Source organism: Spongiactinospora sp. 9N601 (assembly GCF_044326295.1).
In the GTDB taxonomy this organism is placed as follows: Bacteria; Actinomycetota; Actinomycetes; order Streptosporangiales; family Streptosporangiaceae; genus Spongiactinospora; species Spongiactinospora gelatinilytica.
This window is the reverse complement of sequence record NZ_JBIRBB010000006.1, coordinates 41435-56200: the sequence shown is the minus strand read 5'-3', so window position 1 is coordinate 56200 and position 14766 is coordinate 41435. Positions and strand designations below refer to the sequence as shown.

The following is a 14766-nucleotide window of genomic DNA, read 5'->3' as shown; positions in this document are numbered from 1 at the left end:
AAACTCCTTAGTCGACGGTGTTGGCGGGCATCGCTCGTCCCCGGGACACCGCGGTCGCTCTTCGAGGGCACAACTCGCTCGTCCACCCCCAGGGAAGACCGGATCTCGGGTGGCGGGAAGTTGCCCTGACCGTATGGTCCGGCCAGCGCCAGAGCAACGGTGGGTTTCGGTGAGTGAAACGCGATTTGTGCTATTGGAACGACTGCTGGCCGCGCGGGCGGTAGCCGAGTCGCTTGGAGATCTCGGCGGCCGTGCGCCGCAACGGTGGCTCCAGCCGGGCGGCCAGCGCCTCCATGGTGGCCGGCGCGCTGGTCAGGTGGACCGCGACGTTGACCGCGGCGACGACCTCGCCCACGCGGTCGCGGACCGGCGCGGCGAACGAGCGCAGGCCCGGGGCCAGCTCCTCGTCGTTGACCGCCACGGCGCTCTGGCGCACCTTGGCCAGGGCCGCGAGCAACTGCTCCCGGTTGGTGATCGTCTTGGGGCCGCGCCGGGCCAGGTCGGTGCGGTCCAGGATCTGCCGGAGCGCCGCCGGGTTCTTGTGCGCCAGCAAGACCTTGCCCATCGAGGTGCAGTAGGCGGGCAGCCGGGAGCCGACGTGCAGGTTGAGGTCCATGGCCAGGGCGTTTCGCCGGCTGCTGCGCCTGCGGTCGACGTAGACGACGTCGGGGCCGTCGCACAGCGCCATGCTCACAGTGAAGCCGGTCTCATCGGCCAGGGCCTGGAGCACCGGGCCGGCGACCCGGGTCAGCTCCATGGAGTCGATCGCCGCGAAGCCGAGGTCGACCACCCGAGGGCCGAGGAAGTACTTCCTGGTCTCCGGGTCCTGGCGGATGTACTCCAGCTTGGTCAGCGTGGCGACGTAGCGGTAGGTGGTGCTCTTGTTGAGCCCGACCGCCCGCGCGAGGTCGGCGATCCCGAGCACGGAGCGGTCGCCGCCGAAGGCCGACAGGATGCGCAGGCCGCGCTCCAGGGACACCGAGAAGGCGCTGGAGTCGCCCTTGGCACGGCCGCGGGGACGGGGAGGCTCGTCGTCGCTCACATCGTCAGGATACGGTCTGTTGGTTTCAGATATTCAAACGCTTTTGACTGCCGTGCCGATCGCGTGAACGCTGCTGGCCGACACAGCCGTACGAGACGACGACCCGAGCGAGGAGACCCGACCCGATGGCCGAGGCGGAGCCCACCTGGGGCGGCGGGGTCAAGCCGCGCGCCGGACACTTCATCGGCGGCGAATGGACGCCCGCCGGTTCCGGCCGCCGCTATGCGAACCGCTCGCCGTGGTCCGGCGCGGTGCTGGGCGAGGTCGCCGCGGGCGACGGAGACGACGCGAACCTGGCCGTCGCCGCGGCGCACCAGGCGTTTCGCGACTGGTCGCGGGCGCTGCCCGCGGCGCGCCAGCGGGTCTTCCTGCGCGCGGCCGACCTGCTGGAGTCGCGCCAGGCCGAAGTGCTCGCCGACCTGGCCGCCGAGACCGGCTGCGGCCGGCACTTCGCCGCCGTCCAGACCGACTTCGCGGTCCGGCTGCTGCGCCAGGCCGCGCAGCTCACGTACCGGCCGATCGGCGAGGTGCTGCCCTCCGACATCGCGGGCACCCAGGCCATGGCGGTGCGGCGGCCCGTCGGCGTGGTGGCCGCGATCGTGCCGTGGAACGCCTCGCTCGTCCTTTCCGGGCGGGCGATCGTCGGGCCGCTCGCCCTCGGCAACACCGTGGTGCTCAAGCCCTCGGAGGAGTCGCCCTACACCGGAGGCGGGCTGTGGGCGCGGATACTGACGGAGGCCGGGCTGCCCGCGGGGGTGCTCAACGTCGTCACGCACGCTCCCGGCGAGGCGAGCCGCATCGCCGACACCCTGCTGGCGAGTCCCCTGGTCAAGCGGATCAACTTCACCGGCTCGACGCCGACCGGAAGGCGGCTGGCCGAGAAGGCCGGCAGGCACCTCAAACGGCTGGTGCTCCAGCTCAGCGGGCAGAACCCGCTGATCGTCACCGCGGACGCCGATCTCGGCTACGCCGTGGACGCCGCCGTGTACGGGGCGTTCGTCCACCAGGGGCAGGTGTGCATGTGCGCGCGGCGGATCTACGTCGAGCGCCCGCTCGCCGCCGAGTTCATCGAAAGGTTCGGGGCGAGGGCGGCGGCGCTGCCCGCCGGAGACCCCGCGGACCCGAAGACTGTCGTCGGGCCGGTGATCAACGAATGGGCGCTCGCCCTGCTCGACCGGCGGGTCAGGGAGGCCGAAGGACTCGGCGCCCGCGTGGTGGCGGGCGGCGTGCCCGCGCCGCCGTGCTATCCGGCCACCGTGCTCACCGACGTGCCGGACGAGGCGGAGATCGCGCAGGGCGAGACCTTCGGGCCGGTGGTGATCGTGGAGGTGGCGGACTCCGCCGAGCAGGCCGTCGCCCGCGCCAACGGCTCCGACTTCGGGCTGGCGGCCTCGGTCATCACCGGCGACCAGCGCCGCGGCCTGGCCCTGGCCACGATGCTGGACGTCGGCATCGTCCACGTGAACGACCAGCCGGTCAACGACGAGCCGCACATGCCGTTCGGCGGGGTCAAGGACAGCGGGTGGGGGCGGTTCGGGCTGGGGTTCGCCGCCGAGGAGTTCTGTGAACTCCAGTGGGTCACCGTGCGCGACCAGGACCGCGCGTTCCCCTTCTAGTACATCCGGGTCAGCGGCTCCCGGTCATGCCGGAGACCCAGCGCCTGGACTCGGTGGGATAACCGTCGTCGAAGATCAGCCAGGTCCTGGTGGAGCGGACCCCCCGCACCGCGTGGATGCGGGCCAGCACGACATCGCGCAGTGAGGCGTTGTCCGGCGTGCGGACCAGCATGACCAGGTCGAAGTCACCGCCGACGAAGGCCAGGTGCTCGATGTGCGGGACCTCGCGCAGCCGGGTCAGGACCGCCCGCCAGGCGTGCTGGTCGATGGTGACCAGCACGTACGCCCCGGTGCCGAGCCCCGCGCGGACCGGGTCCACCCTGGCCGTGAACCCGGTGATCACGCCCTCGCCGAGCAGGCGCTCCAGCCGCGCGTAGGCGTTGGAACGCGACACGTTGACCCGTTCGGCGAGCGCGCGGATGGACAGCCGGCCGTCGGTCTGCAACTCGCGGATGATCGCCCTGTCGATGTCGTCCAGGACGGCCGCAGTTCGTCCTGCCGGAACCGGGGCAGGTGGGCCTGGGGTGTGCAACTGGTCCATGAAAGCTCCGCTCGACGGCCATATGTCCTTGCTTTCGGCCGAGTGTTGAGACTTATGGCCGAACTGCTTCATATTCCTAACACTGATGTAGTGCGGAGGTGAAGTCACATGACGGGTCCAGCGCAAGCCCTGCTTCCCTCGGCGGAACCGGTACGGTTCCTGACCGACGAGGGGGCCGTGGCCAAAGGCCGTCATCGGCACCCGCTCCCCGATCCCGGGCTGCTGCGCCGGGCGTATCGGGCGATGGTCGTCGGCCGCCGGTTCGACGCGCAGGCGACCGCGCTGACCAAGCAGGGACGGCTGGCGGTATATCCGTCCAGCCACGGGCAGGAGGCGTGCCAGGTCGGCTCGGTCCTCGTCCTTTCCGAAGGCGACTGGTTCTTCCCCACCTACCGGGAGTCGGTCGCGCTGGTGACCCGGGGCATCGACCCGGTGGAGGTGCTGTCCCTGCTCCGCGGCGACGCGCACTGCGGGTACGACCCGGTGCGCCATCACGTGGCCCCGCAGTGCACCCCGCTGGCCACCCAGTCCGTGCACGCGGCCGGGCTCGCGTACGCTGAGCGGCGCAAGGGCACCGGGCGCGTCGCGCTGGTCTGCGTGGGCGACGGCGCGACCAGCGAGGGCGACTTCCACGAGGCGCTCAACTTCGCGGCGGTGTTCAAGGCGCCGGTGGTCTTCCTGGTGCAGAACAACCACTACGCCATCTCGGTGCCGCTGGAGCGCCAGACCGCCGCCCCGTCGCTGGCGTACAAGGGCATCGGGTACGGCGTGCCGTCCGAGCGGGTGGACGGCAACGACCCGGTCGCGGTGCTCGCCGTGCTCACCTCGGCCGTCGAGCACGCCCGCGCCGGGCAGGGGCCCTACCTGGTGGAGGCGCACACCTACCGGCTGGAATCGCACACCAACGCCGACGACGCCTCCCGCTACCGCACCGACGACGAGGCCGAGAAGTGGCGGCGGCGCGACCCGATCGCCCGCCTGGGCCGGTACCTGCGGCGGCGCGGTCACCTCACCGACGCCGACGCCGACGCGTGGTCCGCCGAGGCGGAGGAACTGGCCGCCGGCCTGCGGGCGCGGATGAACGCCGATCCCGAACTCGCCCCGCTCGGGCTGTTCGACCATGTCTACAGCGCACCGACCCCGCAGCTCACCGAGCAGCGCGAGGTCCTGCGGGCCGAACTTTCGGCCGAGCGGGCCGCCGAAGAGGCCGAGGAGGCACTGACGTGATCACAATGGCCCAGGCGCTCAACGCGGCCCTCGGCGAGGCCATGGCCGAAGACGAGCAGGTCGTGGTCTTCGGCGAGGACGTCGGCGCGCTCGGCGGGGTGTTCCGCATCACCGACGGGCTGACCGCGAAGTACGGCGAGGACCGCTGTTTCGACACGCCGCTCGCCGAGTCGGGGATCGTGGGGTTCGCCGTCGGCATGGCCATGGGCGGCTTCCGGCCCGTGGTGGAGATGCAGTTCGACGCGTTCGCCTATCCGGCCTTCGAGCAGATCGCCTCGCACGTGGCCAAGACCCGCAACCGCACGCGCGGGCGGGTCGGGCTGCCGCTGGTCATCCGCATCCCCTACGGGGGCGGGATCGGCGGCGTGGAGCACCACTGCGACTCCAGTGAGGCGTACTACGCGCACACGCCCGGCCTGAAGGTCGTCACGCCCGCGACCGTCCAGGACGCGTACTCGCTGCTGCGCGAGGCGATCGACGATCCCGACCCGGTCGTCTTCATGGAACCCAAGAAGCTGTACTGGTCCAAGGCGGACATCGGGCGGCTCACGCGGACCGAGCCGTTCGGGCGCGCCGCCGTCCGGCGGGCCGGGAGTGACGCCACGCTCATCGCGTACGGCCCGAGCGTCCCCGTCGCCCTGGAGACCGCCGAGGCCGCCGCCCAGGAGGGCTGGGACCTGGAGGTGATCGACCTGCGCACGATCGTGCCGTTCGACGACGCGACCGTCACCGCGTCGGTCCGCCGTACGGGCCGTTGCGTGGTGGTGGGCGAGGCCGCGGGCTTCGCGGGCGTCGGCGCGGAGATCGCCGCCCGGGTGCAGGAGCGCTGTTTCCACAGCCTGGCCGCCCCGGTGCTGCGGGTCACCGGCTTCGACGTGCCCTATCCGCCTCCCATGCTGGAACACCACCACCTGCCGAGCGTCGATCGCATTCTGGACACCCTCGACCGGCTCCAGCGCGACGACCTGCCCGACACGCGGTTCCTGGCCCTGGGCGGCGCGGCGTGAGCGCGACGGTCTTCCGGCTGCCCGACCTGGGCGAGGGCCTCACCGAGGCCGAGATCCTGGAGTGGAAGGTGTCGGTCGGCGACACCGTGGCGATCGACCAGATCGTGGTGGAGGTGGAGACGGCCAAGGCCGCGGTGGACGTCCCGGTCCCGCTCGCGGGCACCGTGGCCGAGCTGTACGCCGAGGTGGGCAAGGTCGTGGCGGTGGGCTCGCCGCTCATCGCGGTGAGCGGGCCCGGCGAGGGGCCGGACCCGGCGGCGGCCCGGTACCGCGAGGAGGAGCGGGCCGGTTCCGGCAATGTGCTGGTCGGGTACGGCACGAAGGAGGGCAGGCGGTCGCGCAGGCGCGCGGCCCGCAAGGCGCCGCCCACAGAGACCGCCCCAGTGACCACCCCAGAGCCCGCCGTGGCGCGGGCGCGCGGCGAGGCCCCCCGGGTGATCTCGCCCGTGGTGCGCCGGCTGGCCAAGGAGGGCGGCGTCGACGTCGGCGCGCTCCCCGCGAGCGGCCCGGGCGGCGTGGTGCTGCGCCAGGACGTCGAGGCGGCCATCGCCGCCGGGCAGGCCCCCCGGCAGGACGACACCGACGTGGTACGCGTGCCCCTGACCGGGATACGGCGGACGATCGCCGACAAGATGTCCCGCAGCCGCCGGGAGATCCCGGACGCGACCACCTGGGTCGAGGTGGACGCCACCCCCCTGGTGCGGCTGAAGGACGACATCAAGCGCGCCGACCCCGACGCGCGGGTCGGCATGCTGGCCCTGTTCGCCCGGATCTGCCTGGCCGGGCTGCGCCGCTTCCCCGAGCTGAACGCCACGGTGGACACCGAGCGGCAGGAGATCGTCCGGATGTCGCGGGTCCACCTGGGGTTCGCCGCGCAGACCGACCGGGGCCTGGTGGTGCCGGTCGTCCGCGACGCCCACCGGCTGACGCTCGCCGAACTCGCCGCCGCGCTGCGCGAGCGCACCGACCGGGCGCGCGAGGCGCGGCTCGCGCCGGCCGACCTCACCGGGGGCACGTTCACGCTCAACAACTACGGGGTGTTCGGGGTGGACGGCTCCACTCCGATCATCAACCACCCCGAGGCGGCCATGCTGGGCGTCGGCCGGATCGCCGACAAACCATGGGCGTTCGAGGGCGAGGTCCGCCTGCGCAAGGTGGCGCAGCTCTCGCTCACCTTCGACCACCGGGTCTGCGACGGCGCCGTCGCGGGAGGCTTCCTGCGGTTCGTCGCCGACTGCGTGGAGCGGCCCGAGGTACTGGTCACCCACCTGTGACGGGTACGGCGGCGCGCGCCGCCGTACCCTGCGGGGTCAGCCGTCGTAGTCCAGGGTCAGCTCGTCGGAGGCCGGGACGGCCTGGCAGGTGAGGACGAATCCGGCGGCCAGCTCTTCGGGTTCCAGCGCGAAGTTGCGCCGCATGTCCACCTCGCCGCTGACCAGCCGGGCCCGGCAGGTGCCGCAGACGCCGCTGCGGCACGCGTACGGCGCGTCGGGACGGACCCGCCGCGCGGCGTCCAGCAGCCGGGTCTCGCGCGTGGCGCGCAGCGTGGTGGCCCGGCCGTCCAGCACGATCGTCACCTCGCTGCCCTGCGCCTCCTCGGCCGGCTCGTCGTGCCGCCGCGGGGCGGGGGCCTCGTCCTCGACGTAGAACAGCTCCTGGTGGACGCGCTCGCGCGGCACGCCGAGATCGGCGAGCACCCGGCGGGTCTCCATGACCAGGTCCAGCGGCCCGCACAGCCACCAGTGCCCCACCTCGGCCACCGGGTACAGCCTGGGCAGCAGACCCGCCAGGGCGGCGTGGTCGAGCCTGCCGCCGAGCCCGGCCTCCCTCGGCTCCCGCGACAGCACGTGCGCCACGTCGAACCGGTCCAGGTGGGCGTCCTTCAGGTCGGCCAGCTCGTCGGCGAACATCACCGTCTGGCCGCGGCGGTTGGCGTACAGCAGGGAGACTCGCGCGCCGGGGTCGCGCAGGACGGCCCCGGCGATGGACATGATCGGCGTGATGCCGGACCCGGCGGCGATCAGGACGTGGTGCTGCGGCCGGTCCAGGGGCGGGGTGAAGTTCCCGGAAGGCGGCAGTGCCTCGATCACGTCGCCGGGGCGGACCTCGTGGACCAGCCAGGAGGAGAACAGGCCGGAGGGCACCTCGCGCACCCCGATCCGCAGGGCCTCCCCGCCGGGGGCGCAGATCGAGTAGGAGCGGCGTTCCTCCCGGCCTTCGACCAGCCGCCGCAGAGTCAGGAACTGCCCGGGCGCGAAGGCGAACGCCCCGGACGCTGCCGCGGGGACGTCGAAGGTGATCGCGACGGCGTCGTCGCACAACCGCTCGACCTCCTGGACGGGCAGCGGGTGAAAGCGGCTCACGGCTTCAGATCTCCTTGACGCGTTCGAACGGTTCGAGACAGCGGCGGCAGCGGTGCAGCGCCTTGCAGGCGGTGGAGCCGAACGGCGACAGCTCGATGGTGTCGGCCGAGTCGCAGCGCGGGCAGCGCACCACCCGCCTGATCGGCCCCAGCTCGACCGCCCCCGGGCGGCGGGCCGCGCCGGGGGGCGCTATCCCGGCCGCGTGCAGCTTCTCCCGGCCCGCCGCGGAGATCCAGTCGGTGGTCCACGGCGGGTCCAGTACCGTGCGCACCTCGACCCTGGGGTAGCCCTCCTCGCGCAGCCGGGCGCGCAGGTCCTCCCGCATCGCCTCGATCGCGGGGCAGCCGGTGTAGGTGGGCGTGATGGACACCACCACCACGCCGTCCGTCTCGCGCACGTCGCGCAGCACGCCCAGCTCGGCCAGGGTCAGCACGGGCAGTTCGGGGTCCATCACGGTCTCCGCGGCCTGCCTGGCGGTCACCATGTCGCCTCCGGGTGGGCACGGGCCACGCTCTGCAGCTCGCCGAGCAGCGCGGGCATGGCGGCCGAGTGCTCGCCGTACCGGCCGGTGCCACCGCGCGGCGGCTCGGGCAGCGGCCGATGGCGCAGCGTGGCCGCCGCGGCGACCTGGGCCAGCACCTGTTCCAGTTCGGGGCGCGCGGTGGCCGGGTCGACGCCGATCCCGGCGACCGCCATCCGGAGTTCGACGGGGTGGGCGTGCAGCAGTTCGGCGGCGCCGTCCAGGATGGAGTCCCAGGCGAGCTGGGCGCGCCGGTGGGAGACGTCGGTGCCGTCGCCGAGCCTGACGACCCACTGCGCGGCATGGTCGCGGTGGTAGGCCAGTTCCTTGACGGCCTTCTTGGCCACGGCCGCCAGGCCGGCGTCCCGCGAGCGGGTCAGCCCGCCGAACACGGTCAGCCGCCAGGTGGCGAACACCAGCAGCCCGGTCATGGCCACCGCGAAGTCGCCGGTCGTCTCGGTGAACCGCACGTTGCGGAACTCCGCGGCCTCCCGGAAGAACGCCAGCCGGTCCTCGTCCCGCCCGGCCCCTTCGGCCTCGCCCGCCATGGTGAGCAGCAGGCGGGCCTGGCCGAGCAGGTCGAGCGCGATGTTGGCGAGCGCGACCTCTTCTTCGATCTCCGGGGCGCGGGCGCACCACTCCTGAAGGCGGTGCGACATGATCAGCGCGTCGTCGCCGAGCATCAGGCAGTACGCCGCCAGGTCCGCGGACTCGACGGGCTCTGTGGACTCAGATGTGAGGGACGTCATCGGGGATCTCGTAGAACGTGGGGTGACGGTAGATCTTGTCGGCGTTCGGGGCGAAGAACGGGTCGCGCTCCTCTGGGCTGGAGGCGGTGATGTGCTCGCTGCGCACCACCCAGATGCTCACGCCCTCGCCCCTGCGGGTGTAGAGGTCGCGCGCGTTGTGCAGGGCCATGGCCTCGTCGGCGGCGCGCAGCGAGCCGGCGTGCACGTGGTTCAGGCCGCGCCTGGCGCGGACGAACACCTCCCACAGCGGCCAGCTCATGCCGCCCGCCCTACCTGCTTGGCGGCGTGCGCCGAGGCCGCCTCGCGCACCCAGGCGCCCTCCTCGTGCGCGGATCGCCGTACGGCGATCCGCTCGGCGTTGCACGGCCCGTCGCCGGCGATCACGCGGCGGAACTCCTCCCAGTCCACCTCGCCGAAGTCGTAGTGCCCGCGCTCTTCGTTCCAGCGCAGCTCCGGGTCGGGCAGCCGGATCCCGAGGGCGCCGGCCTGCGGCACGCTCATGTCCACGAACCGCTGCCGCAGCTCGTCGTTGGAGTGCCGCTTGATCTTCCAGGCCATCGACCGGGCGGTGTTGGGCGACTCGGCGTCCGGCGGGCCGAACATCATCAGCGACGGCCACCACCACCGGTCCACCGCGTCCTGGACCATCTCGCGCTGCGCCGGGGTGCCGCGCATCATCGTCATCAGCAGCTCATAGCCCTGCCGCTGGTGGAAGGACTCCTCCTTGCAGATGCGGATCATCGCCCGCGCGTAGGGGCCGTAGGAGGTACGGCACAGCGGCACCTGGTTGCAGATCGCCGCCCCGTCCACCAGCCAGCCGATCACCCCGACGTCGGCGAAGGTCAGGGACGGGTAGTTGAAGATGGAGGAGTACTTCTGCGCGCCGGAGATCAGCTTGGCGGTGAGGTCGGCCCGGTCCGCGCCGAGGGTCTCGGCCGCCGCGTACAGGTACAGGCCGTGGCCGGCCTCGTCCTGGACCTTGGCCAGCAGGATCGCCTTGCGCCGCAGCGAGGGGGCCCGGGTGATCCAGCGGCCCTCCGGCTGCATGCCGATGATCTCGGAGTGGGCGTGCTGGGCGATCTGCCGGACCATCGTGGTGCGGTAGGCGTCCGGCATCCGGTCACGGGGCTCGATCCGCTGGTCGCGGGCGATGATCGCGTCGAAGTCGGTCATTCCGTCCCCTCCTTTCCGACCATGGTGAGCACGTCGTAGGCGGCCACCACGGCCCCGTCCTGGTTGGTCACCCGGGTGTCCCAGCGCACCTCGCCGTAGTCGGCGTCCTCGCGGGGGGTGATCTGCTTGGCGGTCAGGGTCACGCTCAGGTCGTCGCCGGGGTAGACGGGCGTCAGGAAGCGCAGGTTCTCCAGGCCGTAGTTGGCCAGCACCGGACCGGGGTCGGGGTCCACGAACAGGCCCGCGGCCAGCGAGACGATCAGGTAGCCGTGCGCCACCCGGCCCTCGAAGAACGGGTTGGCGGCGGCGGCCTCCTGGTTCATGTGCGCGTAGAAGGTGTCGCCGGTGAACTCCGCGAAGTGCTCGACGTCCGCGAGCGTCACGGTGCGCGGGCCCGCGGTCACCGAGTCGCCCACCCGGAGTTCGCCGAGGTGCTTGCGGAAGGGGTGGACGCCCTCGGCGCGCGGCGCGCCCTGGGTCCACCGCCCGGTGAGGGCGCTCATCATGGCCGGTCCGGCCTGCACCGCCGTGCGCTGCATGTGGTGCAGCACGCCCCGGATGCCGCCCAGTTCCTCGCCGCCCCCGGCCCTGCCGGGACCGCCGTGCACGAGCATCGGCAGCGGCGAGCCGTGACCGGTGGACTCCGCGGCGTCCTCGGCGTTGAGCACCAGGATGCGGCCGTGCCAGGGCGCGACCCCGAACACCACCTCGCGGGCGAAGCCGGTGTCGGCGGTCACGACCGAGCCGACCAGGCTGCCCCGGCCGCGCGCCGCCAGTTCGACCGCCTCCCGCGTCGAGTTGTACGGGATCAGCGTGGCGACCGGTCCGAACGCCTCCACCTCGTGGACCTCGCCGCGCCCGGGGTCGTCCGCCCGCAGCAGGATCGGCGACAGGAACGCCCCCCGCTCGGCGTCGGCGTCGATCACCGCCACCCGGCCGGGGTCGCCGTAGATCGTGTCGGCCGCGCCCATCAGGGCCTTGACCGCGCGGCGGACCTCGTCGCGCTGCTCGCGGGCGGCCAGCGGGCCCATGGTGACCCCGTCGCCGGCCGGGTTTCCGATCTTCACGGCGGCCAGGCGTTCCGCGGTGGCCTCGGCCACCGCGGCGAGCAGGCCGGCCGGGACGATGGCGCGGCGGATCGCGGTGCACTTCTGCCCGGCCTTGGCGGTCATCTCGGTGACGAGCTGCTGGACGTACAGGTCGAACTCCGGCGTGCCGGGCCGGGCGTCGGGGCCGAGCACGGAGCAGTTCAGCGAGTCGGCCTCGGCGTTGAAACGCACCGAACGGGCCGCGACCGTGGGGTGGTGGCGCAGCCGGGCCGCCGTGGCGGCCGAGCCGGTGAACCCCACGACGTCCTGCTCGGTGAGGTGGTCGAGCAGGTCGCCCGCCTCGCCGCAGAGCAGTTGCACGGTCCCCTCGGGCAGCAGACCGGACGCAACGATCAGCTCGACCAGCTTGTGGGTGAGGTACGCCGTCGGGGTGGCGGGCTTGATCAGGCTCGGCATCCCGGCCAGGAAGGCGGGCGCGAGCTTCTCCAGCGGCCCCCACATCGGGAAGTTGAAGGCGTTGATCTGCACCGCGACGCCCGGCAGCGGCGTGCACAGGTGCCGGCCGACGAAGGTGCCGCCCTTGCCCAGCGGCTCCACCTCGCCTTCGACCAGCACGGTGTCGTTGGGCAGCTCGCGGCGGCCCTTGCTGCCGTAGGAGAGCAGCACGCCGATGCCGCCGTCCACGTCGATGCGGGAGTCGGCGAGGGTCGCGCCGGTGCGCGCCGACAGCGTGTACAGCTCCTTGCGGTGCTCGCGCAGGTACAGGGCGAGCTGCTTGAGCAGCAGGGCGCGCTGGTGGAAGGTCAGCTCGCGCAGCGCGGGGCCGCCGGTCGAGCGCCCGTACGCGAGCGCCGCCGCCCGGTCCACGCCGGTGGCGGAGATCCGGGCCACCTCCTCCCCGGTCACCGCGTCCAGAACCGGGCGTCCCTCATCCGGCGGGACGTGCCATCGGCCTGACACGAAGCTACGCAGTGCGGTCAACGTGGCCTCCTTGATTAACCTACCGGACGTTCAGTTAGTAATGTAACGTAGCCACATGACAGATGGAAGCCTCATCGCGGTCTCCACCGAGGGGCCGGTGGCCACGGTCACGCTGACCCGTCCCGCGCTCACCGCCCCGCTGAAGGACGAACTGCGCGACGCCGCCGACACGCTGGGGCGCGACCCCGAGGTGCGGGCGGTGGTCCTCACCGGCACGGGAAGGGCCTTCTGCGTGGGCCAGGACCTGGCCGAGCACGCCGCCGCGCTGGACGCCGATCCGGAGCACGCCTTCGACACGCTGCGCGAGCACTATCACCCCATCGTCCAGGCGCTGGCCACGATGCCCAAGCCGGTGATCGCCGCGGTGAACGGCTCCTGCGCGGGGGCGGGGCTCAGCATCGCCCTGGCGTGCGACCTGCGGATCGCGGCGGAGGGGGCACGGTTCGCCACCGCCTTCACCGGCATCGGCCTGACCTGTGACTCCGGGCTGTCGGCGAGCCTGGTCCGGGCGGTGGGCACGGCCCGCGCGGCCGAACTGGTGCTGCTCGGCGAGCCGTTCACCGCCGGGCAGGCCGCGGAGTGGGGCCTGGTGACCCGCGTCGTACCGGCGGGCGAGCTGACCGCCGCGGCGGCGGAACTGGCGGCTCGGCTGGCCGCCGGGCCGACCCTGGCCTTCGCCGAGGCCAAGCGGGCCATGGCCGCCGCCGCCACCCCGCCGCTGCCGGAGATCCTTGAGCGGGAGGCGGCGGCCCAGGCCCGGCTGGGGCGGACCACCGACCATCGCGACGCCGTGCGGGCCTTCCTGGACAAGCGCCGGCCGGTGTTCACCGGCCGCGCCGATCAGCTCCAGTCGTGAAAGCCCCGGCCGGTCTTGCGGCCCAGCTCGCCGCGGGCCACCTTGTCGCGCAGCAGTCGCGGCGGCGCGAACCGCTCGCCCAGCGTGCGGTGCAGGTACTCGGCGATGGCCAGGCGAACGTCGAGGCCGACCAGGTCGGTTGAGCGCAGCGGCCCCATCGGGTGCCGGTAGCCGAGTTCCATCGCCCGGTCGATGGACTCGGCGTCGGCCACGCCCTCTTCGAGCATCCTGATGGCCTCCAGGCCGAGCAGCACGCCGAGCCGGCTGGTGGCGAATCCCGGGGAGTCCGCCACCACCACCTCGGACTTGCCCAGCGCGCGCACCCAGCCCAGCGCCCGGTCCCGGGTCCGCTCCTCGGTGGCGGCGCCCATCACCACCTCCACCAGGCGGGAGGCGGGGACCGGGTTGAAGAAGTGCATGCCGAGGAAGCGCCCGGGGCGGCGGAGCACGGCGGCCAGCTCGCCGATCGACAGCGAGCTGGTGTTGCTGGCGATCACGGTGTCCTCGGTCACGACCCGTTCGGCCGCGGCCAGCACCTCCGCCTTCAGGGCGGCCTGCTCGGGCACCGCCTCCACGACGAGTTCCGCCGTGGCGGGCAGTTCGGCCACGGCGGTGACCACGCGCACCCGGCCGAGCACCACCACCGCGTCCTCGGCCAGCCTGCCCTTGCCCGCGGCGGTCCGCACGCCTTCGGCGATCCGCTCGGCGGCGGCCTCTGCGGCGACCGGCTCCGCCACGACCACCCGGGAACCGAGCGCCGCGAAACACTGGGCGATGCCCGCGCCCATCCGCCCGCCGCCGATCACCCCGACCTCGGCCGGGATCCCCGTCATGACGACCTCCTGTCCAGGAAGGCCCGCATGCGTTCCGCCTTGTCCTGCCCCTCGAAGAGCACGGCCTGGGCCAGGTCGTCGGCCACCGGGTGCGGGCCGCGGGCGTCCAGCACCAGCTTGGTCAGCCGCAGCGCCACCGGGGAGGAGGACGCCATCCGGTCCAGCAGCGCGTGCGCGCGCTCCAGCAGCCGGTCGGCCGGTACGACCTCGGCGACCAGCCCGGACCCGTGCGCCGCGGCGGCGTCCAGCCGCCTGCCGCCGAGCAGCACCTGTTTGGCGACCGACCGGCCGGCCAGCTCCGCCAGCCGCCAGCACGCCCCCGCCGCGGCGAGGATGCCGAGGCCCGGCTCGGGGTTGCCGAACACCGCCGACTCGCTCGCCAGCCTGATGTCGCAGGCGTAGGCCAGTTCGGCGCCGCCGCCGAGCGCGTAGCCGTCCACCGCGGCCACGGTGGGCATCGGGAGCCGGGCGATCCGGTCGAACAGCCTGCTGTTGATGCCCGCCAGCGCCTCCTCCCGGCCGCGCTCCAGCAGTTCCCGGATGTCCGCGCCGGCCGCGAACACTCCACCCGCCCCGGTCAGCAGCAGCAGGCGGGGACGCCGCTCCAGCTCGCCGCACAGCGTGTGCAGTTCGTCGACCATCGCGGCGTCGATGGCGTTACGCGCCTCAGGTCTGTTCAGCGTGACGACGACCCGGTCGTCCCGTTCTTCGACCAGTAGCGTCCGGTGGCTCATGCGTGCTCCATCCTTGCGACCTGGGCCCACCATATACTTACCGTACGTTCGGTTGGTTAGCTGGATCCGGACATG

15 protein-coding genes are annotated in these 14766 nt (G+C 73.0%); 5 read left to right on the top strand and 10 right to left on the bottom strand.

Going from position 1 to position 14766, the window contains the following annotated elements; all coding sequences use genetic code 11:
- Positions 1–190: 190 nt before the first annotated feature.
- Positions 191–1042 carry an IclR family transcriptional regulator gene (locus ACH34R_RS15205; protein ID WP_397562059.1) on the bottom strand — a complete coding sequence of 284 codons (852 nt, stop codon included), beginning with the start codon at positions 1040–1042 and terminating at the stop codon, positions 191–193.
- Between the two features lie 125 nt (positions 1043–1167).
- Here ACH34R_RS15205 and ACH34R_RS15200 point away from each other — a divergent pair, with 125 nt between their 5' ends.
- Positions 1168–2658, top strand: a complete 1491-nt coding sequence (locus ACH34R_RS15200) for an aldehyde dehydrogenase family protein (protein WP_397562058.1) — start codon at positions 1168–1170, stop codon at positions 2656–2658.
- A gap of 10 nt (positions 2659–2668) precedes the next feature.
- Here the strand turns inward: ACH34R_RS15200 and ACH34R_RS15195 are convergent, their stop codons facing one another.
- Positions 2669–3199: an Lrp/AsnC family transcriptional regulator gene (locus tag ACH34R_RS15195; RefSeq protein ID WP_397562057.1), complete on the bottom strand. Its 531-nt coding sequence runs from the start codon at positions 3197–3199 to the stop codon at positions 2669–2671.
- Between the two features lie 108 nt (positions 3200–3307).
- On the opposite strand from ACH34R_RS15195, the gene pdhA reads away from it, so the two are divergent.
- From pdhA to ACH34R_RS15180, 3 genes are read left to right on the top strand one after another with little or no spacing between them, the layout of a single operon-like run.
- Entirely contained in the window at positions 3308–4426 is a 1119-nt protein-coding gene (gene pdhA, locus ACH34R_RS15190; protein ID WP_397562056.1) for a pyruvate dehydrogenase (acetyl-transferring) E1 component subunit alpha, read from the top strand.
- A 5-nt stretch (positions 4427–4431) separates the two neighbouring features.
- A complete protein-coding gene (locus ACH34R_RS15185) occupies positions 4432–5433 on the top strand; it encodes an alpha-ketoacid dehydrogenase subunit beta (protein WP_397562452.1) in 1002 nt (333 codons plus the stop codon).
- Positions 5430–6707, top strand: a complete 1278-nt coding sequence (locus ACH34R_RS15180) for a dihydrolipoamide acetyltransferase family protein (protein ID WP_397562055.1) — start codon at positions 5430–5432, stop codon at positions 6705–6707. The genes ACH34R_RS15185 and ACH34R_RS15180 overlap by 4 nt, the downstream gene beginning before the upstream one ends.
- 36 nt (positions 6708–6743) lie before the next feature.
- On the opposite strand, the gene paaE is transcribed toward ACH34R_RS15180, so the two are convergent.
- Genes paaE through paaZ form a run of 6 tightly spaced genes read right to left on the bottom strand, consistent with a single transcriptional unit; the run spans position 6744 to position 12268 of the window.
- On the bottom strand, positions 6744–7796 hold the full coding sequence (gene paaE, locus ACH34R_RS15175) for a 1,2-phenylacetyl-CoA epoxidase subunit PaaE (RefSeq protein ID WP_397562054.1): 1053 nt from the start codon (positions 7794–7796) through the stop codon (positions 6744–6746).
- Positions 7797–7800: 4 nt separating this feature from the next.
- Entirely contained in the window at positions 7801–8280 is a 480-nt protein-coding gene (paaD, locus tag ACH34R_RS15170; RefSeq protein WP_397562053.1) for a 1,2-phenylacetyl-CoA epoxidase subunit PaaD, read from the bottom strand.
- The gene (gene paaC, locus ACH34R_RS15165; protein ID WP_397562052.1) at positions 8274–9065 is read right to left on the bottom strand and encodes a 1,2-phenylacetyl-CoA epoxidase subunit PaaC; all 792 of its coding nucleotides are present in this window, start codon (positions 9063–9065) and stop codon (positions 8274–8276) included. The genes paaD and paaC overlap by 7 nt, the downstream gene beginning before the upstream one ends.
- Positions 9046–9324 (bottom strand): 1,2-phenylacetyl-CoA epoxidase subunit PaaB, encoded by a 279-nt coding sequence (gene paaB, locus ACH34R_RS15160; protein ID WP_397562051.1) that lies wholly within the window; start codon positions 9322–9324, stop codon positions 9046–9048. The genes paaC and paaB overlap by 20 nt, the downstream gene beginning before the upstream one ends.
- The gene (gene paaA, locus ACH34R_RS15155) at positions 9321–10238 is read right to left on the bottom strand and encodes a 1,2-phenylacetyl-CoA epoxidase subunit PaaA (protein WP_397562050.1); all 918 of its coding nucleotides are present in this window, start codon (positions 10236–10238) and stop codon (positions 9321–9323) included. The genes paaB and paaA overlap by 4 nt, the downstream gene beginning before the upstream one ends.
- On the bottom strand, positions 10235–12268 hold the full coding sequence (gene paaZ, locus ACH34R_RS15150; RefSeq protein ID WP_397562049.1) for a phenylacetic acid degradation bifunctional protein PaaZ: 2034 nt from the start codon (positions 12266–12268) through the stop codon (positions 10235–10237). Before paaZ ends, paaA begins: the two co-directional genes overlap by 4 nt.
- 55 nt (positions 12269–12323) lie before the next feature.
- Here paaZ and ACH34R_RS15145 point away from each other — a divergent pair, with 55 nt between their 5' ends.
- The gene (locus ACH34R_RS15145; RefSeq protein WP_397562048.1) at positions 12324–13124 is read left to right on the top strand and encodes an enoyl-CoA hydratase/isomerase family protein; all 801 of its coding nucleotides are present in this window, start codon (positions 12324–12326) and stop codon (positions 13122–13124) included.
- On the opposite strand, the gene ACH34R_RS15140 is transcribed toward ACH34R_RS15145, so the two are convergent.
- Positions 13109–13957: a 3-hydroxyacyl-CoA dehydrogenase family protein gene (locus ACH34R_RS15140; protein ID WP_397562047.1), complete on the bottom strand. Its 849-nt coding sequence runs from the start codon at positions 13955–13957 to the stop codon at positions 13109–13111. The genes ACH34R_RS15145 and ACH34R_RS15140 overlap by 16 nt on opposite strands.
- Positions 13954–14691: an enoyl-CoA hydratase/isomerase family protein gene (locus ACH34R_RS15135; RefSeq protein ID WP_397562046.1), complete on the bottom strand. Its 738-nt coding sequence runs from the start codon at positions 14689–14691 to the stop codon at positions 13954–13956. The genes ACH34R_RS15140 and ACH34R_RS15135 overlap by 4 nt, the downstream gene beginning before the upstream one ends.
- Positions 14692–14766: the final 75 nt, after the last annotated feature.

What these genes read in the sequence shown, in the direction of transcription:
- paaC (WP_397562052.1), bottom strand. Translation starts at nt 9,065, where the DNA reads ATGACGTCCCTCACATCTGAGTCCACAGAGCCCGTCGAGTCCGCGGAC.
- ACH34R_RS15140 (WP_397562047.1), bottom strand. Translation starts at nt 13,957, where the DNA reads ATGACGGGGATCCCGGCCGAGGTCGGGGTGATCGGCGGCGGGCGGATG.
- paaB (WP_397562051.1), bottom strand. Translation starts at nt 9,324, where the DNA reads ATGAGCTGGCCGCTGTGGGAGGTGTTCGTCCGCGCCAGGCGCGGCCTG.
- ACH34R_RS15145 (WP_397562048.1), top strand. Translation starts at nt 12,324, where the DNA reads ATGACAGATGGAAGCCTCATCGCGGTCTCCACCGAGGGGCCGGTGGCC.
- pdhA (WP_397562056.1), top strand. Translation starts at nt 3,308, where the DNA reads ATGACGGGTCCAGCGCAAGCCCTGCTTCCCTCGGCGGAACCGGTACGG.
- paaA (WP_397562050.1), bottom strand. Translation starts at nt 10,238, where the DNA reads ATGACCGACTTCGACGCGATCATCGCCCGCGACCAGCGGATCGAGCCC.
- ACH34R_RS15185 (WP_397562452.1), top strand. Translation starts at nt 4,432, where the DNA reads ATGGCCCAGGCGCTCAACGCGGCCCTCGGCGAGGCCATGGCCGAAGAC.
- ACH34R_RS15195 (WP_397562057.1), bottom strand. Translation starts at nt 3,199, where the DNA reads ATGGACCAGTTGCACACCCCAGGCCCACCTGCCCCGGTTCCGGCAGGA.
- ACH34R_RS15200 (WP_397562058.1), top strand. Translation starts at nt 1,168, where the DNA reads ATGGCCGAGGCGGAGCCCACCTGGGGCGGCGGGGTCAAGCCGCGCGCC.
- paaD (WP_397562053.1), bottom strand. Translation starts at nt 8,280, where the DNA reads ATGGTGACCGCCAGGCAGGCCGCGGAGACCGTGATGGACCCCGAACTG.
- ACH34R_RS15135 (WP_397562046.1), bottom strand. Translation starts at nt 14,691, where the DNA reads ATGAGCCACCGGACGCTACTGGTCGAAGAACGGGACGACCGGGTCGTC.